The following is a 23,407-nucleotide window of genomic DNA, read 5'->3' as shown; positions in this document are numbered from 1 at the left end:
CAAACAATGTTGCTCCCTCATCAAAATAAAAATTAGCTGCCTTGCATAATTCTTCATCAGAACATTTACGCTCAAATAAAACCGCTACCTTATCTGCACCGAATCTTTCTGATGCTTCATTTACAAGTTCTCTGTTTGATTCTTTCGAATCTTCTAAAATAACCATTTTAGCACCGGCATAAAGATATTTCTTAACATCTTCTAGTCTCTTTACATTTCCTCCAAGTAAAATCTGGATATCACATTCAGCTACAATTTCCTTGATAATTCCTATATTTGTCTCATGCTCTTCATCTGTTGAAGATATCTCGAAAATATAGACTTCATCTGCTCCGTCATTTTCAAATTTCTCGCATAATTCAACTGCATCATATGCTGTAGAATCATCTTTTCTAAATGCTTTACCATTTTTTATAATAATTCTCGGAATAAGATTACAATAATTCATTTTTCACACACGCCTTTCGCTAATTTAAAGTATTTTTACTGATTACAAACTTCCTTTTGTACTCATTATATCCTTAATTCTTGGATCAGTAATAGTTGCTTCATCTAATGCCTTTGCAAATGCTTTAAAGATTCCTTCGATAATATGATGATTATTACTTCCTGATAACACCTTGATATGCAGATTCATTCCTGCCGAATATGAAATTGCATAGAAGAATTCCTTAACCATCTCTGTATCAAAATATCCGACTCTGTCAGTCGTAAATTCCGCATCACATACAAGATATGGACGGCCTGATAAATCTAATGAACACAGTACAAGTGCTTCGTCCATTGGTAAAATGACACTTCCATATCTCTTAATTGATTTCTTATCGCCTATAGCTTCTTTAATAGCCTGTCCTAACACTATTCCCGTATCTTCTATAGAATGGTGTGTATCTACATATAAGTCACCTTTCACACTAAGCTTCATATCAAACAGGCCGTGTCTTGTAAAGCTGTTAAGCATATGATCAAAGAAACCTATTCCTGTACTTATCTCTGCTTTACCACTTCCATCAATTACAAAATCCATAGAAATATCTGTTTCATTTGTCTCACGCTTAACCGATGCTTTTCTAATAACTGTTTCCATATTTTCCTCATTTCTACTGCAAAATACCAGTTCTGTGTTAACTTATTATACAGGTTATAACCTATGGAATTCATAATATCATAACCTGTGATAATAATTTTACAAAACTGATATATTATTTTTCAAATCTTACTTTAATCGAATTAGCATGTGCTGTCAACTGTTCTGCTGTCGCAAATGCCATAATATCATTATGTATTGGCTCAAGTGCTTCTTTTGAAAATGAAATAATACTTGATTTCTTAATGAAATCATCTACTGATAATGCTGAAAAGAATTTAGCTGTTCCATTTGTAGGAAGAACGTGGTTAGGACCTGCGAAATAGTCTCCTAATGGTTCTGAACTGTATTCTCCTAAGAATATTGCTCCGGCATTTCTGATTTTGGTCATTGTATTAAACGGATCTTTTGTAACAATCTCTAAATGCTCTGATGCAATATCATTTGCAACAGCAATAGCTTCATCCATATTATCAGCAATAAGAATATATCCGTAATTCTCAATAGATTTTGTTAAAATTTCTTTTCTTGATAATTCTTCAATAAATTTATCTACCTGTTCAGATACTTTCTCAGCTAATTCTTTAGATGTAGTAACTAATATTGCAGATGCCATTTCATCATGTTCAGCCTGTGATAATAAATCAGCTGCCACATATCTCGGATTAGCTGTTTCATCAGCTAACACAAGTATCTCACTTGGTCCTGCAATTGAATCTATACTTACATAACCATATACTGCCTTTTTAGCAAGGGCAACATATATATTACCCGGACCTACTATTTTATCAACTTTCGGTATTGATTCAGTACCGTACGCAAGTGCTGCAATTGCCTGCGCACCACCTACTTTGTAGATAACATCTGCACCTGCTTCATTTGCTGCAACTAATGTACCTGGATTAACTTTCCCTTCTTTATTAGGTGGTGTAGTCATAATTATTCTGTCCACTCCTGCGACTTTAGCAGGTATGATATTCATAAGAACTGATGATGGATATGCTGCTTTACCACCAGGTACATATACGCCGACTTTCTCAAGTGGAGTTACTTTCTGACCTAAGATACTTCCGTCAGGCTTACTGTCAAACCAGCTATACTGCTTCTGTTTCTGATGGTAATCTCTTATATTTACAAGGGCTTTTCTTATAATTTCAACAAGGCCTGTTTTCTCAACTTCCTTATATGCTTCTTCTATCTCTTCTTTTGTAACTATGATATTATCAGCATTAATATCGGCACCATCGAATTTCTTCGTATATTCAAATATTGCTTCATCTCTTCTTGCTTTAACATCTTCTAATATAGCATTAACACTATCCGAAAATTTACCATAATTATTAGGACTTCTCTTTAATAAATTATCAAGTATATCCTTTTTTGATTCTTCATCTAATTTTATAGTTCTCATTTCTGCCTCCATATCTGCTGCTATCTTATCAGCTATCAGCATTATAAATCTTTAACTGCCTCTTTTGCAACAATCTATTTTTCTATAATGTCCGTTTTATATTACTGTTTTTAAATCTGAAAGTAATTTATTAATTCTTTCATTTTCCATCTTCATACTTACCTGATTAACAACCATTCTCGCTGATAGAGGACAAATCTCTTCTAATACACCAAGACCATTTTCGCGTAATGTAGAACCTGTTTCTACAATATCTACGATTACTTCAGAGAGATTAACAATAGGAGCTAGTTCAACAGAACCGTTAAGTTTAATAATTTCAACTGTCTGATGTTTCTTATTATAGAAATAATCCTTGGCAATGTTAGGATATTTGCTTGCAACCCTTATCATCTCATGGTGCTTAAGAAGTTCTTTTGCTGATTCAGGACCACATACACACATCTTGCATTTTCCAAAACCTAAATCCATAACCTCATAAAGCTTTCTGCCCTCTTCTAGAATTGTATCCTTACCAACTACACCTATATCAGCTGCACCATATTCTACATATGTAGGAACATCTCCTGCTTTTGCAAGAAAGAACTTAAGTTTTAATTCTTCATTAACGAATATAAGCTTTCTGGTTTTCTCATCTTTCATCTCTTCACAGGTAATTCCGATTTTTTCAAACATTTCAAGAGATTTCTTTGCCAGTCTTCCCTTTGCTAATGCAAATGTTAAGTATCTCATCTTAGTTAATCTCCTTTTTCTCAATTCCATTTCCGTCTATGATTATAATTTCGGATACATTACTTCTCTTTGCATAAGAAATATAATCCTCCATCTGATGATTAGAACGCTTTCTAACCATCATAACACACTCATTTTCACTTCTCAATGTTTTTGTATAATTAATTGCCTCTCTCTGGTTCTCAACACCATATAAAATCATCTTCTTATTGTCTCTCTCACCTAATTTAATATGCTGTCTCTCAAGTGCAACCATTAACTGGTCTAAGTTAACTGCAAAACCTATGGCTGCAAAATCTTTTCCAAACTGACCTAAGAGATTGTCATATCTGCCACCAGTAACAATCGCATCACCGGTTCCATATGTATATCCCTTAAATACTATACCTGTATAATACTGGTACATATTAAGCATTGATAAATCAAATGAAATATATTTTTCATAACCGTATATAACTAAAATAGAATATAATTTTTCAAGTCTTTCTAATGCTGCCTTAGATTTATCATTTATATTTAATGTCTTTGCTAATTTTATCATCTCAATAGATCCCACAAATTCCTGAAACTTAAGAAATACCTCTCTATCTTCTTGTGGAACATTAGCTTTCTCTAATACATCTTCCACTCCGAAATATTTCTTATTCTCTAGTAATTCCCTGAGTTCTTCAATTGTATCTGTATCAAGTCCTGCTTTTTCAACTATTCCTTTAAAGAATTCAGGCTGACCTATTTCAATCTGAAATTCAGTAAGACCTGCCTTTAATAATGATTCTATAACCATTGCAATAACTTCTGCATCTGCATCTGAAGTATTGTCACCTAATAATTCCGAACCAATCTGTGTAAATTCTTTAAGTTTGCCCTGATATTCCGAATTATTGATAAATGCATTGCCAACATAACATAATCTAATGGGCATCTCCTCATCCATAAAATATTTAGCTGAAGCCCTTGCTATAGATGGTGTCATATCAGGTCTTAAGACCAATGTGTTACCCTCTCTGTCAAAAAACTTATACATATTCTTCGATGCAACACTTCCTCTTTCTTTATTGAAAATGTCGAAAAATTCAAATGTTGGTGTCTGGATATCACTATATCCGTATTCCTTGAAAATCTTATGAATTCTGTTCTGGATTAATAATTTATCATAACATTCATCATTATATATATCCCTAACTCCTACAGGTGTATGTAATAATTTACTATTCATAATTTCTTTGTTTCCTCCATATATAAATATTCGCTAAGATTACAAATACAATAATCCTTATAAACGTAATGAATCTTTTAATCTTAATTATAATGTCTATAACCTAATTAAGATGTAAATTAAAATAGATTATAATTACTTTAGTGTTGTAAAGTGTTAATTCGTTACAACGTTAATTTATTAATCGTTTCAGATTATACTTTAATAACCTTAAACTGTCAATCTCTATTTGATAAATCTCTTGATAATGCTTCTAAATAATGTACCGGAACACCACCATTGGTTCTTATTCTGTATGCCTTGTCAATCTCTTCAAATCTAAAGCTTTTTCTACCACCATTTTCACTTCTCTCATAGAATTCTAAAACTTTATCAAATGGCAGATAATATATCTCATTTATTCCGGTATAATATATTATCAGAAATGCCACACCATTTTGTTTCTCAAATTCTTTCATAAATTCTACCTGATGTTTATGAATGTTATGTATAGGAAATGTTTCCGTATTACATTCCTTTGCGTCAAAGCATACAGGAACTCCCTGTACTACGCCTATATAATCTACGGTACTTCTCTGCTCAAAATATGCTAACGTTATATGTCTTGATTCCTTGTCCATCGCAACCGGTTTAATAGGTGTAGGAATCTTCTGGATTAATCCGATTCCTTTCTCTCTATATTTCTCATTAGTAACATTAATCAAATCTTCTAATGTAGAGCCTCTTAATCCTCTACTGTTCCAAGTTCCCATTTAACTTTTCTCCATTTATAATCTGTATAAACCTATCGCTAAGCGGTGCAGTAAATTTCTTGTTGCTTAAATATGATAAAGCACCATCTACATTGTCAAATTGTAATTCATAAGAATGTAATAACTGATATTTAAGTCCATATTCCCTTTTAAAATACGAATTAACCGACTGCTCACCATATTTTACATCTCCTATAATTGAATGTCCAATACTTGATAAATGTGCTCTTATCTGGTGTGTCTTTCCTGTTATAAGTAAAACCTTTAATAAGGTATATTCCTTATTATTGCAGATTGGAATATATTTTGTACGGATATATTCACCTTTAGAATCTATATTATCTTTAACAATTTTCACTTTATTATTCTTCCTGTCTTTAGTAAGATATCCTGTTATCTCTTCCTCTTTAGTAATAATTCCCCTTACAATACACAGGTAATATTTATGCATATCCCTATTTCTTAATAGTTCTGCCATCGTCTGAAGTCCTGCCATAGATTTTCCAAATATCAGCATACCACTTGTATTTCTGTCTAAGCGGTTGCATACAGAAGGCTTAAATGTTTTAAATTCTGACTCTTTAATCTCATTATTATCAAGCATATATCTGATTAACTGTTCATTAACACTCATATCATTTACTTCGGCTTTCTGTGATAATTCTCCTGCCGGCTTATTATATAATATGAGGTTATCATCTTCATATATAATATTATGCACATCAATTTTTGACACTTTCTGCATACTGCTTATAATGTTATTCTTATCTGGTTTCGATGAAAATTTTTCTAAAGTCTCTTCTGTAAAAAATATCTTAATAATATCGCCCTCATTTAGCTTCTCGCTTCCATCAGACTTTTTATTATTAAGTGTAATATTTTTCTTTCTCAACATTTTATATATAAAACTTTTGTTAGCCTTGTCTAAATATTTACTTAGAAATTTATCGACTCTTTGATTAGCTTCGTTACTATTTATCTTAATTTCACGCATATTTTCCTCGCTATTTGACACATATTCTTAATTGTATTACAGAGTTTATTAATTTGTTTACATATATTTATATTTTCTTAAATAATTACTTTTAATTTTTTTCTTTACATTTGATATTACATTGAATATACTGTCATTAATTCACCTATTCGCTTATCATATTTACCCTGTTCATTTTTATCAAGTATTTCAACACTTTTCTTAAATTGTATAAAATCTTTAAATACTTTTACAGCAGATACCTTACATTCTGTTTCCAGGAAACTTCTTACATATTTTTCTATAACCACATTATCGTATTTATCAATTGGTGCATAGCAATATACCGAATTATCTCTTACTGCCGCTAATTCTATATTATATATTTTCTCAGGTGATGAAATTAATAAATCGCTTAATATTTTCACATTTTTATAAGCTGATATCTTCTTATATTTTTCTGCATCTCCTGTTTTGTATGGAAACATTACTAAATAAGCCACACCATATTTAGCAGCCGGAATAGCTGATACGGCAGCTAATACTGTAAATATGCTTTTAGTATGATGATATCTTATTATTCCTGTATAAAAAATAATTAATACTATAGCTAACAGAAGTAATGTCATACCAAGCTGTTTTAATTTGTTCTTATTAATATATCCATAATTACCTTTTTCAATTTTGTTCTTATTCTTCAATTTCTGTCACCTTTTCTATTTTAATGTTGCACTGTATATATTAAGAATTATTCTGTGTGGAACAATCTTCGTGAGAAGATATAATAACTTCATTGGTACTCCGTAAATAGATATTTCCTTTTTTTCAATTGAATCTTTTATTGCTTTATCAACTACATCAGAGGCATTTACCATAAATAAATCTTTGAACCAGGCTCGTTTATGTTCACCCTCTGCAATAGAGAAGAAATCTGTCGCAACAGGTCCCGGACATACTGCAGTTACTGATATATCTCTGTTCTTAACTTCACATCTTAATGCTCTTGAAAAGCTTAATACATATGCTTTAGATGCCGCATAAACCCCGAAACCAGGTTGTGGTAAAAATGCTGAAGATGATGCCAGATTTATTATACGACTGTTTTTAACCATATACGGAAGCACCATATATGTAACTGATGTAAGTCCTGCACAGTTAGTATTAACCATTCCGACCGTTACATCATGTGCTGCTTCTCCAAAACTTCCTATTATTCCATATCCAGCACAATTAACAAGTAACTTAACACCCACATTTTCCTGCTTTAGCATCTTATTAAACCTGATATTAAAACCTGAATCAGTAATATCTTCACATACAATTATACACGGTTTATTAATACTGTCTCTTAATTCTTCAAGCCTGTCAAGTCTCCTTGCTATAATCCATATTTCATCTATATTTTTAAACATTCTATCAATCTTTAGTGCAAATTCTCTTCCCATTCCTGAAGATGCACCTGTTACAATTGCTATATTTTTCATATTATCACTTCTCCATTTCTGAGCATATTATGCGAAGAGGCGATGAGAAATTCGCGCAGGCGATTTCTCATCTGCCATAACGCTAATTGCTTCTTATGAAAGCAATTAGCTGTGAGAAAAGTAATTGCATCAGCATTACTTTTCTCACTGTTCTCTATTTCCGCAGACATTTAATTATGTTTATTTTTATGAACGTTTCTTATAGTTTTTTTCTTGTTTTTATTCTTATTTATTGTATTTTTGTTGTTCATTCCATCATTGCTTATATGAGTATATGACTTATTATTACCTTTATTGCCACTATTCTTATGATTGTTGTTTTGATTGTGACTAATCTGGTTGTGGCTATTCTTATTGTTTTTATTATTTTTATTGTCAATACTTACATTAGTTTTACTACTATTTCCATATTTTTCATAGCTTGAACCATAATTTTTTCTAGGTCTTATAAGACAATTTTTATCAAAGCCTATCAAATCTGTTCTTCCAGCTTTAACTAATGCCTCATGCACTAAATCATAATTCTTAGGATTACGATATTGAATCAATGCTCTTTGCATAGCTTTCTCATGAGGATTAATAGGAACATATACAGGTTTCATTGTACGTGGGTCTAAACCTGTGTAGTACATACATGTAGATATAGTTGATGGTGTAGGATAGAAATCCTGTACCTGTTCAGGCATATATCCTAAATCTCTCAAATATTCTGCTAATGCAATTGCATCCTCTAATTTCGAACCCGGATGTGATGACATAAGATATGGTACAACGAACTGCTTTTTTCCCATCTTTTCATTTAATTTCTTATATTTATTAATAAACTTCTCATATACCGCATTTTCAGGCTTACCCATCATCTGCAATACATTATCAGATATATGTTCTGGTGCAACCTTAAGCTGTCCGCTTATGTGATGTTCTACCATTTCTCTCATAAATGTATCATCAGAATCACACATAAGATAATCAAATCTAATTCCTGAACGTATAAATACTTTCTTGACCTTCGGTAGTTCACGTAATTTCCTTAGTAACTTAAGATAATCCGAATGGTCTACTATCAGATTCTTACATGGTTTAGGAAATAAACACTGCTTATTAGGACAGACACCCTTAGTTAGCTGTTTATTGCATGAAGTATGTCTGAAATTTGCTGTAGGACCACCTACATCATGAATATATCCTTTAAAATCTTTATCCCATATTATCTGTTTTGCTTCATTTATAATTGATTCGTGACTTCTAGTCTGTATGATTCTTCCCTGATTAAACGTTAATGCGCAAAAGCTGCAGCCACCAAAGCACCCTCTGTTGCTTACAAGGCTGAATTTTACTTCACTTATTGCCGGTACACCACCAGCTTCTTCATAAGACGGATGATAGTTTCTCATGTAATTAAGTGCATATACCCTGTCCATTTCCGGCTGACTAAGTGGCTTAGTAGGGGTATTCTGTACTACATAAATTCCATCGTTATACTCTTCTACAAGCTTTTTTGCCACAAATGGATCTGTATTACAATATTGAATATAAAAACTTCTCGCATAGGTTTCTTTAGATGCCTTTATTTCTGCAAAAGATGGCAGCTTAATATAATCATATATATTCTCAAGAGTCTGAGTTTTATAGACAGTTCCTTCTATAAATGTGATATCTTTTACATTTATTCCCGCATTTAACGCATTTGCAATTTCAACAATAGACCTTTCACCCATTCCATAAGATATCAGGTCAGCACCACTATCCATTAAAATTGAACGTTTTACTTTATTAGACCAATAATCATAATGTCCAAGTCTCCTTAAAGATGCCTCAATTCCACCGATTATTATAGGTACATCTTTATATGTCTGTCTTATTAGATTAGAGTATACAACTGTCGCATAATCAGGTCTTTTACCCATAAGACCACCCGGAGTGAATGCATCTGTTGCACGTCTTTTCTTAGATACGGAATAATGATTAACCATTGAATCCATATTTCCACTCATAACCAGAAAGCCTAAACGTGGTCTTCCAAATGTATTAATACTATTCTTATCTCTCCAATCTGGTTGGGATATAATACCTACCTTATATCCATTTGCTTCTAATACTCTACTTATAATAGCATGTCCAAATGAGGGGTGATCTACATACGCATCACCTATTACAAATGCAAAATCTACCTCCTCCCAGCCTCTTTTAATCATATCTTCTTTAGATATTGGCAAAAAATCTTTAATCATACTGTTCTCCATTTCCATAGACATTTATGTCGGAGGAACCGCGAGCTGAATCTCAAATTCAGCTCTGCGATAAACGCTAATTGCTTCTTACGAAAGCAATTAGCTGTTAGAAAAGTAATCGCATCAGTATTACTTTTCTAACTATTCTCCATTTCGCAGACATTTAATTTCGTCTTCTGTAAGTCTTCTATATTCGCCTTCATGCAGGTTTTCATCAAGTTCTAACCTTCCCATTGACAACCTTTTAAGATAGATTACTTTTCCTCCGATACACGCAATCATTCTCTTTATCTGATGATATTTTCCCTCACATATAGTTATCTCAACATCAGATATATTATTTGATTTTTCATTTTCTAATTTAGAATTATCCAATCCTTTATTACCTGATTTTACATTACCTGATTTAATTATTTCTAATTGAGCAGGTTTTGTTAATGTACCATCTTTTAACTTCAGTCCCTCTTTAAATCTTTTAATATGTTCTTCAGTTATAATGCCCTCTACCCTTGCAAAATATTTTTTGTCTATATGTTTTACAGGGGATAAAAGGCTGTGTGCTAACTTGCCATCATTTGTTATAATAAGCAATCCAACTGTATCCTTATCAAGTCTTCCGACGGGAAATAAGTCTTTTTTCCGTTCGCTGTCTATCAAGTCAATAACTGTTCTATCGTTATTATCAACAGTAGCCGACACTACTCCTGCCGGCTTGTTTAACATATAATATTCAAACTGTTCGTATGCTATGGTTCTTCCATCAAATGTAACTATATCTTTCTGTACATCTATCTTATAATCTGATGCTTTAACTATTGTATCATTGACCTTTATTCGCTTTTTTTTAACATATTCTTTAGTCTCTTTTCTAGATGCAATTCCCATTTCTGAAAGAAATTTGTCAAGTCTTATTACTTTACTCATAATTTTCCATTCCCTGTGCTCTGTATCCCTCAGCAATTATATCTAATTCCTTACTGAACTTCTCTAACACATCAATATCATCAAGTTTATAAATCTTATAGAATTCGTCTTGAATCTTAACTATTTCACGCTTATTTGCAACATTATACAGATTCTGGATTGTGTTAAGAATCACTGCAACCACATGTGCTTTAATCTGGAATGAATTCTGTGAGTCCATAATCTCACTTCGCACAGACGACATCTCTTTATCTAAAGCTATTACCGCAGCTGCTGCACCACTAAGTCTTTCTCTTATATGTGGTGGCATATTCTGTCGATATTTATACTGTAATGAATGTTCTATAGTAGCCCAGAAATTCATTGCAAGTGTTCTAATCTGTATCTCCACATTAATGCGTTTTGTTCCCGTAAGCGTCATTACATCATAGTATACTATAAGATGATAACTTCTGTATCCACTTGGCTTTGTATTATTGATATAATCCTTTTCAGCCTTAACAGTCATATCACTTCTGTTCTTAATAATGTCTACAACAGTATATATATCCTCAACAAACTGACATATAATTCTTATTCCTGCAATGTCCTCAATCTTTTTTTCTATATCTTCAAATTGAATCTTCTTCTTCTGCATCTTCTCAAGAATACTTGATATCTTCTTAACTCTTCCATTGACCTCTTCTATAGGTGAATATTTCCCTGCATTTCTGTATGCCTTAATTAAATATTCAAACTTAACCATCAGTTCATCAACAGCTAACTGATATGGTTCTAGTAATTCTCTCCATAATTGTATTTCCATTTAAACAACCATTCCCTTTCTAAATCACATACCTGCATAAACCGTAATACTTCCTCGACCATTCTTCTTAGAACAATACATTGCACTATCAGCAGCATTAACTAATTCTTCAAATTCCGAACAATATGTAGGATATGTTGCAATACCAATACTTATATTAATAAATATTTCTTTATTTTCATATTCAAATTTTTTTGTTTTAATTTCATTTTGCAATTCTTCACATATTTGTCTGACCTCTTCAGAATCTTTATCAGTATATACAATAACAAACTCTTCTCCACCGTACCTTACTGGAAAGCCATCATATATTTTAGCATATTTATTTGCAATTTTGCCGCAAAAACTAATTACCTCATCACCAAAAACGTGTCCATATGTATCATTAATATTTTTAAATTTATCAATATCAAATAAAACAACTGAAATTTTTCTATTTTTATCAATATAATTTTTCTTAAATGTATCCGACATTACATTAAAGTGTCTTCTATTATAGATATTGGTAAGTGGATCTTTTATCGCCATTGTATGCATCTTCATATATAAAAGCAAATTAGTGATTGAAAGTGTAATCTGGTTACTGAGATTTTGAATGAAGTCTTTGTTTTTCTCAAAAAATTCATTCTTACAACTGCCAAATGTATATACACAGTATGCATTTTCATTAATTGTTGCCGGAATAACTATTAATGATTTTATTGTACTGCCTGCTATATATTCATATTTAACACTTGCATAATTAGATATCTCAATAACAATATTATGATTATGACACTCTTTTATACATCTTATGCTTTCAATTTCCTTAATAATTTCTTTGTTAATGCCACTTTCTTTTGTATATTCAGAATGTGTAATAACATTCATATCTTCATTTGGTTCATTGCTTACTATGCCTATACTTACAAGATCACACTTCAATCCATCCATAATCGCATCTATGGTAATCTTAAGCATCTTATCAATATCTAACGAACTCGTGAAATTCTTCATTATATAATTCTGAAGTTGAGTCTCCTCACTGCTCCTTATAATTTGTTCATTAGCCTCCTGAAGTTTAAATCTCTGTATACTCAGTTGTTTATTCGCATGTAATAGCTTTGCCTGTGTGACTTTCATACTATCATTTTCTTCTCTGTTAACTGTGGCGATTCCATTAAGGCAATTGATTTTAATATATAATTTATTTAAAACTTCTGCCTGAATATCTAATGCTACATACTCACAAAAATATATAATTATAATAAATGCCATAAATACAAATATATAGAAATTATTTATTCCATTAAATATAATCTCAAATAATGTTACTCCTAGCATTGGCAGACTGCTTAAAAATATCGCCTCAATCTTAGAATAAATCTCAGTAACATCATATGTAACAAATAACTGCAAAGCAATTAAGCAATATAACATAACATAAATTATACTGTTAATCATAAAATTTCTTGCATTAAATACAATTATCACAGTCAGACTCAACTCTAACATCTTTATAATTATATACAGGAAGCCTGATTTAAAGAAATCATATTTTCCAAGCACAAATTCCAACATAAATAATAATGCAAATGAAAGAAAAATATATATATTTATCTTCGCAACATCTTCATTAAATGTATAGAATATAAGATGATATATGCAAAGTCCTACAACTAATATCATATTAAAGAGTGATGACCTTTTTTTAACAATTAAGGGTTCTTCTTCGTTAAGCAATTTAATTCCTCCAATAAATTTCTATAACATCTCCATCTTTTAACTTACTTGTAAAATCACATTTAATTCCGTTTATAGTGGTTACCAGTTCTTTTCCCCCTGCCACACTTGTATCAAAATGATAAAAATCCAATATATCAACGAAGATATATTGTTTCTTATTCTTTAATACCACAACAGTTCCATTTACTGTAATTATCATATTAGCAGTTGTATTTTCATTAACTGTTTTATTATATTCAAAATCGTTCTCTAAAATCTCAACTATCTGATTATCTTTATAATCTTCTTCGTAATCTTCTTCATCTTCCCTATATTCAGGTTCATATTCATCATCTTCAAAATCTATGCTGAAGTTCTCATATACTTTCTCATCTTCATTAGAAATCTTATTATTAACCTTAACACGCTTCTTATTGAAATCTATATCCATAAATTTAAGAACCTGTCCTAATGTATAATAATTAAGAATCTCTATCTTATCTCCCTGACAGATGTTATAATCTCCAGACTTAAGTTCACCATTTACTTCAACAAATCTTGGACAATCTATTGCCTGTCCGTTAACTATAAACCGCATCGTCTGTTTATATTCAGGAAGCCCTTCTATATTCTGGCTTGCTGGTTTACCATATGTAGATTCCTCAATTACAATATTATCATTCTTAGCTATCTTAGAATTAATATTAGCTTCTTCGCCATTAATGGTTATTACCGCCGGTTCACCAATTGCGCCTCTTACCAGGCGTTTCTCACCATTAATTGTGAATTCAAGAGCTTCTCCACGTCTTGGAAATAATCCGTCATTCGGAAAACCTATTTGCATGGCAGCATCTATTACCGTAAGTTTATCATTATCATAAAGTTTAATTCTTTCATTATTAACATTAATGAATATGAAATTATTCTTATGGTCATAATAGCTCATACAGATACCGATAGGTGTAACAAGAAGTGGATCTTTCTTAATACCCTCCTGCATAAAATTAACTTCCGTAAGAACTTCTTCACCTCTTAATGCAACTCGTTCATTTGGGATATCAAGATATTTAGCAAGATTTTCTGTAAAACCTGCTGCCTTTCCACCGCCACCTACGACGAATACTGCACTTACACTCTTGCCGCCATTTAACTCTAGTATCTTATTGGCTATTTCCTTTGTTATTGACTCTACAACACTGCTATATGCTTTTTTTACTTCATCAGGTGAAATCTTTTGCTTAAGTCCCATAATATCTTTGAAATTAATCTGTCTCTTCATCAGCGAACCACGCTTTATCTTCTCGGCAGTATTAAAATCAACGAGATATTTTGAAACCAGACTCTCTGTAATCTCATCTCCTGCTCTTGGAATCATTCCATAAGCAACTATGCTTCCGTCTTTAGTAATAGAAATATCACTTGTACCTGCACCAACGTCAACTAATGCAATATTTAATAATCTAAATTTTTCAGGAATCGCTATATTGATAGCTGCTATAGGCTCTAAAGTAAGATTTGCAATATTTAAGTCTGCATTTTCGACTGCTGCATACAGACCATCTACTACGTCCTCTGGTAAAAATGTAGCCAGTACATCGGCTGATATCTTCTTAGCCTTATGTCCCTCAAGATTAGTAATCGCAAAATCATTAAGATAATACTTAATTACTGTATATCCGACACAGTAGAATTTAATCTCATGTTCATTTTCTCTTATTATCTCGTAGGCTTTCTCGACTCCCATGGAATCTAATGAATAAATCTGTTCACTTGTAACAGGTCCTTCCTGTGGAAGTTCATAATCAATATGTACGGTAATGGTTCTAAGAACTCGTCCGGCTGCCGCAATACATACATCTTTCAAAGGCATATTAAGCTGTATCTCTAACTCTTTCTTAACCTTGGAAATAGTATCAGACACCTTGGATATATCATGAATCTGCCCATCCATCATCGATCTTGTCTCATGCTCTTTAGAATAATGTGCAACAACATTAAACTTATTATTGCTTTCAAGATAACCTACTGAACCTACAATACTTCTTGTACCTATATCAAGTCCGAAAACTAAATTCTTTTTATTAATATTAATATTGCTTTCTGACATTGTAATCCTCCAACTAAATGGTATTATATCATATCTATATTATCATAAATCCACCTAAAACTCTAGTAATTTTTCTATCTGGCTAATCGTATTATCAATCGAAAAACTATTATCAATCATTGCATCTGTTTTATCTTCAAAATCTTCATAATTAAGCTGATTCTTTATAACAGCCTTAATAGCATCTTCTTCCATTCCACGCCCTGATTTAAGTCTTTCAATTCTTATTGAATCATCTGAATAAATGTACCAGATTTTATCACATATCTTACCACAGCCTGATTCAATAAGTAGTGCAGCCTCGACAACAAACTTATCTGTTCCGTTTAACTTATTCTCTCTTTCAATCCTATTCTTAATTTCATCAATCACTGCTGGATGAACTATATTATTAATCGTTTCTAACCGGCTTTTATTATTAAATACCAGACTTGACATTACTTTTCTGTCTATTTCGCCATCACTCTTAAGTATATCATTTCCAAATTCATTGACAATTCTATCATATACTGCATTGCCCTTACTCATAAGTTCATGTGCAATTTTATCTGCTTCAAATATAGAGAATCCAAACTTCTCATTAAGTATCTTTAAAACTGTTGATTTTCCGGTTCCTATTCCTCCGGTTATTCCAATTATCATTTTAATCCTCATTTCTAAATACATTAGTATATTAATGTGCTTCTAGCCAGTTTTTACCAATTCCAAGGCCTATTTCCATATTAACACGAAGCTGCATGGCATTCTTCATTTTGTCTTCAAGTATATTCTTAACTTCTTCGATTTCGTCCTCATATGTCTCAACTAACAGTTCATCATGAACCTGAAGCACAATTCTTGACTTTAACTTTCTGTCTAATAATTCTCTGTCAACATTTATCATTGCAATCTTAATTATATCTGCAGCGGTTCCCTGAATAGGCGAATTCATAGCTATTCGTTCACCAAAAGACCTCTGCATAAAGTTGCTTGATTTAAGTTCAGGAATTGGTCTTCTTCTACCTGAAAGTGTTGTTACATAACCATTTTTCTTTGCATCGGCTACGGTTTTATCAAGAAATTCCTTAATCTTTGGATATGTCACAAAATACTGTTCTATATATTCTTTTGCTTGTTTTCTTGAAATGCTAAGGTCCTGACTAAGTCCAAATGAACTTATTCCGTAAACGATACCAAAGTTAACTGCCTTAGCGTTACTTCTCTGTGTATCTGTAACTTCTTCTAATGGCGTATTAAATACCTTAGATGCAGTAATTCTATGAATATCCTGTGCTGATTTATATGCTTCTATAAGATTTTCATCATTTGAAATATGTGCAAGCACCCTTAATTCTATCTGTGAATAGTCCGCATCAATGAACACACAACCCTCCTTAGGTACAAACACTCTTCTGAATTTCTTGCCCATATCCATTCGGATTGGAATATTCTGAAGATTAGGCTCTGTGCTGCTTATTCTTCCTGTTGCAGTAATAGTCTGGTTAAACTTACCATGTATTCTACCATCACTTCTAATATAATTCGCCAGTCCATCTGCATAGGTTGACTTTAATTTAGTTAATTGTCTGTATTCTAGTATCTTATTAACCACGGGATAATCAGGTGCTAATTTTTCTAATACCTCTGCTGATGTGGAATATCCGGTTTTCGTCTTCTTGCCACCCTCAATTCCCATTTTAACAAATAATATCTCTCCAAGCTGCTTAGGTGAATTAATATTGAATTCAGTACCGACTTCTTCATAAATGTCTTTCTCTAACTTAACGATTTTTTCACCTAGAACTTTACCATATGCCGCTAATTCATCTCTTTCTATCATTATACCCTCATTCTCCATACGGTTAAGGGCATATATTAAAGGCATCTCTATATTATTAAATAGTTCTAACTGCCCGCTGTTCTTTAATTCAACCTCAAGAATGTCCTTTGACATAAAAGGGACTGCTGCACTGTATGAACTGTATTTTATAAAGTTTTCTGTCTGTTCACTGATAGCTTTATCAAATGTATCTTTACCTAATAATTCACTTTTTGATGGTAAAGTCATATTTAAGTAATCTCTTGCAATATCGTCATAATTATAAGTATCTTTAAGAGGATTCATAAGATAAGCTGCAATCTCATTATCAAATATCTTATCTGAATTAAATTCATCATTATCAATATATTTAAGATGTCTCTTAAGATTAATAAGACTAATTCTTACCTTGTTATCCACAAAAAGTTTCTTAAGATTTTCCTTAAGATAAGCATCATTAATAAACCACTGTTTCTTAATAACATAGATTTCCTCTGTTGAAAATGCAATGGATAATGCAGTAATCTCTTTACTTTCATCATCGCCACTTATATTAAGACCGATATCAGAGGCTTTATATGCCTTTTTAAATATTTTTCCTGCTTCATCATAATCTTCTATAAGTTTTCCTTCGATTTTTATATCAGAATTATCTGAATCTTTAATATTTTTATCGAATTTACTGATAATACTTTTGAATTCTAATTTTTTCATGATTTCATATGCTTTTTCAGTGAAGATATTATCAAGTTCTGTTTCTGCAAAATCAAGTTCAACAGGAGATTCTATATTAATCGTAGCAAGAGTTTTACTCATAAATGCTTTATCTTTGTTATTCTCTAAATTCTCTTTTAATTTCTTCTTAGTAATCTCATCTATATGTTTATACAGATTCTCAACCGAATGATACTGGACTATTAACGATGTGGCTGTTTTCTCACCGACTGATGGCACACCGGGTATATTATCTGCTGTATCACCCATAAGTGCCTTCACATCTATAAATTCTATCGGTGTTACCTGATATTTCTCCTCTACCTGCTTGTCATAATAGTTCTCAACTTCCGTAGTACCTTTCTTAGTCTTTGGAATACGGATTAAGATTTTATCTGTAGCAAGCTGAAGTAAATCTCTATCACCTGTAATAACACTTACTGACATATTCTCTTTCTCGCCACGTTTTGCTAATGTACCAAGTACATCATCAGCTTCATAGCCCGGCAGTTCTACAATTCGTATATTCATAGCCTGTAAGACTTCTTTAATAAGAGGCACCTGTTCTCTTAATTCTTCTGGCATTGGTTTTCTTGTTCCTTTGTACTCTGCATACATTATATGTCTGAATGTCGGCTGCTTAACATCAAATGCCACTGCAAGATTGGTAGGATTCTCCTCCTCAAGTATCTTAAACATTATATTAAGAAAGCCATAAACAGCATTAGTATGAAGTCCTGCTGAATTAGTTAAATCTGGAACTCCATAAAATGCTCTGTTTAAAATACTGTGTCCATCTATTAATACTAATTTTTTTTCCACTTTTTCCTCATTTCCGCATCATAAACATACAATGTTAAATAATGCATTTACAACATATATTTTATATAATTTAAAATAAACTCTACAATTTTTATAATTAATATTTTATAAATTACTTTATATAAGCTTTATTATTTGTATTATACTAACTGCTAATGCACAAATTTCTGCCAAGGCAACAATAACATTTTTATATACATTTCTTTTAAATATCAAATCTGCCCTGTTCTCATATTCCGACAGACGATTTTCTAATTCTCCTCGTATGTCAAACGATTTTCCTGAATCATTTTCGATTCTCTCAAGACCTACTCTTATCATATAGTGTATCTCTAATTCATCTCTGCAATCATAACATTCTTTGGCATGATTCACAAATTCATCATAATATTCACTTTCTAATGTATCATCTATAAATTTAGGAAGTAACCTGTTAAATTCTTCACACTTCATAGTCATTCTCCATTCCGGATAATTAATATAATTATTAATATGCAACACTAATAATATACCAAATTTTTAATGATTTATAAAGGATTAATTTAGTATCTATGCGTTATATGGAATTTCAAAATAATCTAATAGTAATTTATAATTATCCTGTGCCGAGCGGCAGGTATCAGTAAGATATCCCGGCTCATTTTCAAATTCTTTTAAGTCACGATAGTAATATAACTTATGCCTGTCATCAATTATAAATGGAACAATATTATGTTTTAGACATTCCTTATCATTTTCTTTTTCATCTATCAAACCTAATTCCTGACAAAAATAGTCTATATCCTAATGTTTTATAATTTTAAAATACCATAAAATATTTAAAATTCATTGACAAGTTTTAGTTAAAATGATAAAATGTTTTCTGCACGAATTACAACGCAGGTGTGGCGGAATGGCAGACGCATCAGACTCAAAATCTGACGGTGGCAACATCGTGCGGGTTCAAGTCCCGCCACCTGCACTAACTTTAAAAGGTATATAGATTAGTTTCTATATACCTTTTTTATATCATTCTTAATTTTATTTCCAACAACTTAATATATTTGACATCAATATATTTTATCCTATAGCTCTCATTTCATCATATAGGTTCTTTTAGCATATCAACTATTTCATTACTATGCAGAAAATTTCGTCATATTTCCTATACAATAATAAAATAACATATACATCCTAAAGTACCTCCCACTCTCCATTTAGACTGAAATTACTTGCCATATTTTCAGCTTCATTTACAATTTTTTTATCAAAACCTATTATATTAAGAAGCTTAATTGCATTTCTTGATGTTGCTCTGCCACTCAATAACTTATAACTAAATAAAACATCATCATCTTTAACATCTTCCGTAAAATGATAATTAGAATAAATATTCTCTAATATATTTGTAAGTTCTATGTCATGTGTTGCCGCAAAGCAAAGTGCGTTCTTATCAGTAAGTGATTTAAGTATATGAGAAGATGCCGCTATTCTCTCTATAGTATTAGTTCCTCTTAATACCTCATCTACAAAACAAAGAGTTGGTATCTCATCATTAATACTATCTAAGATTCTTTTAATTGATTTAATCTCTACAATATAATAACTTTCATTATTAGTTAAATTATCACGTAAAGACATAGATGTATATAATTTATAGAAACAGGTCTTGTAACTTTTAGCTGTACATGTATAAATAGTCTGGGCTAAAATACTGTTAATTGCTATAGTTTTCAAAAAAGTTGACTTACCAGAAGCATTAGAACCTGTAATAAGAATGCTTCTGTTTTCATTAATAGTATTAGCTACAGGATTAGCTATCATCGGATGATAAATTTCATCTGTACTAACAATCTTTTCCTTTGTAAATTCTGGTTTACAGGTATATATAAGCAGCTTTCTGAATGATGCAATGGCAATTCCCACTTCTAATTTGCCAAATGTCATAAAAAGCTCCTCGACTGTTCCGAGATTACTCTGTGTTGCTCCAAGAACTGAGTTGAATTTAATAATGTCTGCATGGAATAACATTCTAATATATTCCATAATAATCTCACCAAGAGAACCGCTATTTCCATTCATTGATATCCAGAATATCCCCTTACTGATGCTCTTTAACTTATCCAAATCACTTTTAACTGTATCAATATATGATGAAATACCCTCATTATCTAACTTAATAAGAGCATTTCCACAATTTATCATATCCATCAGATATTTCAGACATGTGAAATATGACTCAATTTCTGCTTTTTCTTTATAATATGTTCCGATATTTACAAATACCATAACTATAAGCATTACCATTCCTGTAATTGGCTTTATAAACAACATTACAAATGATGCCACAAGCAGAATATCCATAATAATGTGTTTGAGATTACTTCTTTTACCAAGACCTATGAATCTATCGATAAATTCTGTTAATGAAATTGACTTTGTTCGTCCAAGACGTGCAAATACCTCCTGAATCTTGAACGTCTCCTCTTCATTTTCCTGAAAATATGTTGCTAATTTATCTCTTTCCTTCAATACCTCTTCATCAAATTCAGGTGTTCTTAATATTTTATATAAATATTCCTCACCAGATGAAGAAAAAGTGTTATTTAACAACATAAAAATACTATCCATATCTAAATCGTTCCAGGTTATATCATCGATAGAAAATGTATTTTCGGCATTTTTCTTATAATAAGCAGCTATTTTTTCAAATTCTGCTGCTTCATATTCTCTATCAGGAGGTGTACCAAAACCCTCTTTTATCTTTTTTCTTAGTTTTTCTAATTCACGTTTTCTAAATTGTATTGAATTATATAGAAAGATTGCAAATACTACCACTATAATTGCAATATAATATTTAACCATATATTCTAAATGCCCTCCTGTTTTCATAATAATTATGTTGCATAGTATAACACATTATTTTTATGCTAACAAGTTTCACATACTAAATTATATTTACACTAACAGGATTTACAACAAAAAACACATACTAAAAAGGTCATATAATAATCAGTTGAATACCTGAATATTATATGACCTTTATTTAATCACATAAAATTATCAATATCATTTTAAATAATTATTTATATTTAGAATGTTATAAAGAATTTTGCAATAAATAACACTGCAAGTACATATGTTAAGACAGATACTTCTTTTCCTCTGCCTGTGAATAATTTGATTAATGAATATGAAATTAATCCGATTCCAATACCATTACCAACACTACCTGTTATAGTCATAAACATTAATAATAATGCTACAGGTGCTGCTGATGCCATATCAGAATAATCAACTTCTTTTAATGAGCTAATCATAAGAAAACCAACATATACTAAAGCTGCTGATGTAGCTGGTGCCGGGATAATACCTGCTATTGGTGCAATAAACATACATGCAAGGAATAATAATCCTGTAACAAGCGATGTAAGACCTGTACGTCCACCTGCCTCAACACCTGAAGCTGATTCAATGAATGTTGTAACTGTTGATGTACCTGTACATGCACCTACGCATGTTGCTAATGAGTCAGAAAGCATTGCCTTATTCATACCAGGCATATTTCCTGATTCATCAAGCATGTTAGCTTTCTTAGCTGTTCCATATAATGTTCCGATCGTATCGAACATATCTACCATGCAGAATGTAATAATTGTCATAACTGCTGAGAATACACCGATTTCAAATAATCCGCCAAAGTTAAATTTGAATAATGTGTAATGTGCCATATCTTTGAAAGGTGGTAACCATGTTCTGCCTTTAAGAGCATCAAATGGGTTAACATCTAAGAATATAAATTCTCCTGCCCAATAAATGATTGTACTTGCAACCATACCAAGTAAAATTGATGCTTTAATCTTCTTATGACTTAATGCTGCAATTACTATAATTCCTACAAACGTAGCAATTACACCGATTACCATTAATTTATATAATTCTGGACCCATTGCTTTCTTAGTATCACTTGGACCTGCATTGAAGAAAGTATCTAACATTGTATATAAATTACCTTTATCATCATAAATACTCCAGTTAGTTGTAAGACCTATATGAATAAGCATCATACCAATACCTGCCGGAATACCAAGTCTTACTGCAAGTGGAATAGCATCTACTATCTTCTCTCTTATTTTAAGTAATGTTAAAATAGTAAATAAGATACCTGAAATAAGAATAATTGATAATGCAGCACCAAAACCTTTTTCATAAGATGTATAACCTGCTGCTGAACAAATTGCAACTACTACTGACGCAAAGTATGAGTTAAGTCCCATACCAGGTGCTAATGCAAATGGCTTATTAGCAAGTAATGCCATAATCAATGTACCTGCTGCTGATGATAATACAGTTGCAAGGAATACTGCATTCCATAAACCGCCTGTACCATCTGTCGGACAAGTAGCTCCCCCGACTCCAAAACCTGTTAATAAATTAGGATTGAGAGCAATGATATAAGCCATTGTCATAAATGTAGTAATACCTGCTAATACTTCAACTTTAACAGTTGTATTATTAGCCTTTAGTTTGAAAAATCTTTCTAACATTCAAACTTCCTCCTTTTTAAATTGTAAAACCGCTTCCTTAAAAAGCGGTCTACAATGAGTATACTATGAAGTTTTTACATTTGCAAGAAAAAGTATATTTTATGAAAAATAGTTAAATAAA

At 31.6% G+C, this 23,407-nt stretch carries 19 protein-coding genes, 1 tRNA gene and 1 pseudogene; 1 reads left to right on the top strand and 20 read right to left on the bottom strand.

Features of this window, described 5'->3' with window-relative positions; genetic code table 11:
• Positions 1-91 precede the first annotated feature (91 nt).
• From OCV48_RS14050 to OCV48_RS06705, 18 genes and pseudogenes are all read right to left on the bottom strand, one after another.
• A pseudogene (locus tag OCV48_RS14050) lies at positions 92-448 on the bottom strand (HisA/HisF-related TIM barrel protein); the annotation flags it as partial.
• 42 nt (positions 449-490) lie between these two features.
• A complete protein-coding gene (gene hisB / locus OCV48_RS06785) occupies positions 491-1,087 on the bottom strand; it encodes an imidazoleglycerol-phosphate dehydratase HisB (RefSeq protein ID WP_021982858.1) in 597 nt (198 codons plus the stop codon).
• 115 nt (positions 1,088-1,202) lie between these two features.
• On the bottom strand, positions 1,203-2,498 hold the full coding sequence (gene hisD, locus OCV48_RS06780) for a histidinol dehydrogenase (RefSeq protein ID WP_147591469.1): 1,296 nt from the start codon (positions 2,496-2,498) through the stop codon (positions 1,203-1,205).
• Between the two features lie 96 nt (positions 2,499-2,594).
• Entirely contained in the window at positions 2,595-3,230 is a 636-nt protein-coding gene (gene hisG / locus OCV48_RS06775) for an ATP phosphoribosyltransferase (protein ID WP_021982856.1), read from the bottom strand.
• Between the two features lies 1 nt (position 3,231).
• Positions 3,232-4,446: an ATP phosphoribosyltransferase regulatory subunit gene (gene hisZ, locus OCV48_RS06770; protein WP_021982855.1), complete on the bottom strand. Its 1,215-nt coding sequence runs from the start codon at positions 4,444-4,446 to the stop codon at positions 3,232-3,234.
• 218 nt (positions 4,447-4,664) lie between these two features.
• Positions 4,665-5,198: a Holliday junction resolvase RecU gene (locus tag OCV48_RS06765; RefSeq protein WP_021982854.1), complete on the bottom strand. Its 534-nt coding sequence runs from the start codon at positions 5,196-5,198 to the stop codon at positions 4,665-4,667.
• Entirely contained in the window at positions 5,179-6,192 is a 1,014-nt protein-coding gene (locus tag OCV48_RS06760; protein WP_147591468.1) for an RluA family pseudouridine synthase, read from the bottom strand. Before OCV48_RS06760 ends, OCV48_RS06765 begins: the two co-directional genes overlap by 20 nt.
• 116 nt (positions 6,193-6,308) lie before the next feature.
• The gene (locus OCV48_RS06755; RefSeq protein WP_021982852.1) at positions 6,309-6,872 is read right to left on the bottom strand and encodes a hypothetical protein; all 564 of its coding nucleotides are present in this window, start codon (positions 6,870-6,872) and stop codon (positions 6,309-6,311) included.
• 15 nt (positions 6,873-6,887) lie between these two features.
• Complete coding sequence (locus OCV48_RS06750; RefSeq protein WP_021982851.1) at positions 6,888-7,655, bottom strand: SDR family NAD(P)-dependent oxidoreductase; 768 nt, start codon at positions 7,653-7,655, stop codon at positions 6,888-6,890.
• A 170-nt stretch (positions 7,656-7,825) separates the two neighbouring features.
• Positions 7,826-9,886, bottom strand: a complete 2,061-nt coding sequence (locus OCV48_RS06745; RefSeq protein WP_147591467.1) for a YgiQ family radical SAM protein — start codon at positions 9,884-9,886, stop codon at positions 7,826-7,828.
• A gap of 141 nt (positions 9,887-10,027) precedes the next feature.
• Entirely contained in the window at positions 10,028-10,810 is a 783-nt protein-coding gene (locus tag OCV48_RS06740; protein ID WP_147591466.1) for a pseudouridine synthase, read from the bottom strand.
• Positions 10,803-11,615 carry a GTP pyrophosphokinase gene (locus OCV48_RS06735; protein WP_021982848.1) on the bottom strand — a complete coding sequence of 271 codons (813 nt, stop codon included), beginning with the start codon at positions 11,613-11,615 and terminating at the stop codon, positions 10,803-10,805. Before OCV48_RS06735 ends, OCV48_RS06740 begins: the two co-directional genes overlap by 8 nt.
• A 24-nt stretch (positions 11,616-11,639) precedes the next feature.
• Positions 11,640-13,337: a sensor domain-containing diguanylate cyclase gene (locus OCV48_RS06730; protein WP_147591465.1), complete on the bottom strand. Its 1,698-nt coding sequence runs from the start codon at positions 13,335-13,337 to the stop codon at positions 11,640-11,642.
• A 1-nt stretch (position 13,338) separates the two neighbouring features.
• Positions 13,339-15,426 (bottom strand): cell division FtsA domain-containing protein, encoded by a 2,088-nt coding sequence (locus OCV48_RS06725; protein WP_021982846.1) that lies wholly within the window; start codon positions 15,424-15,426, stop codon positions 13,339-13,341.
• 54 nt (positions 15,427-15,480) lie between these two features.
• Positions 15,481-16,068, bottom strand: a complete 588-nt coding sequence (coaE, locus tag OCV48_RS06720; protein ID WP_262559306.1) for a dephospho-CoA kinase — start codon at positions 16,066-16,068, stop codon at positions 15,481-15,483.
• A gap of 31 nt (positions 16,069-16,099) precedes the next feature.
• Complete coding sequence (polA, locus tag OCV48_RS06715; RefSeq protein WP_147591463.1) at positions 16,100-18,760, bottom strand: DNA polymerase I; 2,661 nt, start codon at positions 18,758-18,760, stop codon at positions 16,100-16,102.
• A gap of 117 nt (positions 18,761-18,877) precedes the next feature.
• Positions 18,878-19,213, bottom strand: a complete 336-nt coding sequence (locus OCV48_RS06710; protein WP_021982843.1) for a zf-HC2 domain-containing protein — start codon at positions 19,211-19,213, stop codon at positions 18,878-18,880.
• Positions 19,214-19,309: 96 nt separating this feature from the next.
• On the bottom strand, positions 19,310-19,513 hold the full coding sequence (locus OCV48_RS06705) for a hypothetical protein (RefSeq protein WP_394803242.1): 204 nt from the start codon (positions 19,511-19,513) through the stop codon (positions 19,310-19,312).
• Positions 19,514-19,638: 125 nt separating this feature from the next.
• On the opposite strand from OCV48_RS06705, the gene OCV48_RS06700 reads away from it, so the two are divergent.
• Positions 19,639-19,721: transfer RNA gene (locus OCV48_RS06700), tRNA-Leu, on the top strand.
• Between the two features lie 212 nt (positions 19,722-19,933).
• On the opposite strand, the gene OCV48_RS06695 is transcribed toward OCV48_RS06700, so the two are convergent.
• Both OCV48_RS06695 and OCV48_RS06690 read right to left on the bottom strand, forming a co-directional pair.
• On the bottom strand, positions 19,934-21,604 hold the full coding sequence (locus OCV48_RS06695) for a MutS-related protein (RefSeq protein ID WP_262559304.1): 1,671 nt from the start codon (positions 21,602-21,604) through the stop codon (positions 19,934-19,936).
• 227 nt (positions 21,605-21,831) lie between these two features.
• On the bottom strand, positions 21,832-23,286 hold the full coding sequence (locus tag OCV48_RS06690; RefSeq protein WP_021982841.1) for an NCS2 family permease: 1,455 nt from the start codon (positions 23,284-23,286) through the stop codon (positions 21,832-21,834).
• Positions 23,287-23,407: the final 121 nt, after the last annotated feature.

Origin of the sequence: Bovifimicola ammoniilytica (assembly GCF_025567085.1) — a bacterium.
Classification (GTDB): Bacteria; Bacillota; Clostridia; order Lachnospirales; family Lachnospiraceae; genus Bovifimicola; species Bovifimicola ammoniilytica.
Note: the sequence above shows the minus strand (reverse complement) of the source record. Positions and strands in the feature narration are given on the sequence as shown.

Excerpts from the sequence above, each read along its gene's own strand:
- hisB (WP_021982858.1), bottom strand. The coding sequence starts at position 1,087 with ATGGAAACAGTTATTAGAAAAGCATCGGTTAAGCGTGAGACAAATGAA.
- hisD (WP_147591469.1), bottom strand. The coding sequence starts at position 2,498 with ATGAGAACTATAAAATTAGATGAAGAATCAAAAAAGGATATACTTGAT.
- hisG (WP_021982856.1), bottom strand. The coding sequence starts at position 3,230 with ATGAGATACTTAACATTTGCATTAGCAAAGGGAAGACTGGCAAAGAAA.
- OCV48_RS06690 (WP_021982841.1), bottom strand. The coding sequence starts at position 23,286 with ATGTTAGAAAGATTTTTCAAACTAAAGGCTAATAATACAACTGTTAAA.
- OCV48_RS06740 (WP_147591466.1), bottom strand. The coding sequence starts at position 10,810 with ATGAGTAAAGTAATAAGACTTGACAAATTTCTTTCAGAAATGGGAATT.
- OCV48_RS06695 (WP_262559304.1), bottom strand. The coding sequence starts at position 21,604 with ATGGTTAAATATTATATTGCAATTATAGTGGTAGTATTTGCAATCTTT.
- OCV48_RS06735 (WP_021982848.1), bottom strand. The coding sequence starts at position 11,615 with ATGGAAATACAATTATGGAGAGAATTACTAGAACCATATCAGTTAGCT.
- OCV48_RS06745 (WP_147591467.1), bottom strand. The coding sequence starts at position 9,886 with ATGATTAAAGATTTTTTGCCAATATCTAAAGAAGATATGATTAAAAGA.
- hisZ (WP_021982855.1), bottom strand. The coding sequence starts at position 4,446 with ATGAATAGTAAATTATTACATACACCTGTAGGAGTTAGGGATATATAT.
- OCV48_RS06760 (WP_147591468.1), bottom strand. The coding sequence starts at position 6,192 with ATGCGTGAAATTAAGATAAATAGTAACGAAGCTAATCAAAGAGTCGAT.
- coaE (WP_262559306.1), bottom strand. The coding sequence starts at position 16,068 with ATGATAATTGGAATAACCGGAGGAATAGGAACCGGAAAATCAACAGTT.
- OCV48_RS06765 (WP_021982854.1), bottom strand. The coding sequence starts at position 5,198 with ATGGGAACTTGGAACAGTAGAGGATTAAGAGGCTCTACATTAGAAGAT.
- OCV48_RS06750 (WP_021982851.1), bottom strand. The coding sequence starts at position 7,655 with ATGAAAAATATAGCAATTGTAACAGGTGCATCTTCAGGAATGGGAAGA.
- OCV48_RS06725 (WP_021982846.1), bottom strand. The coding sequence starts at position 15,426 with ATGTCAGAAAGCAATATTAATATTAATAAAAAGAATTTAGTTTTCGGA.
- OCV48_RS06710 (WP_021982843.1), bottom strand. The coding sequence starts at position 19,213 with ATGAAGTGTGAAGAATTTAACAGGTTACTTCCTAAATTTATAGATGAT.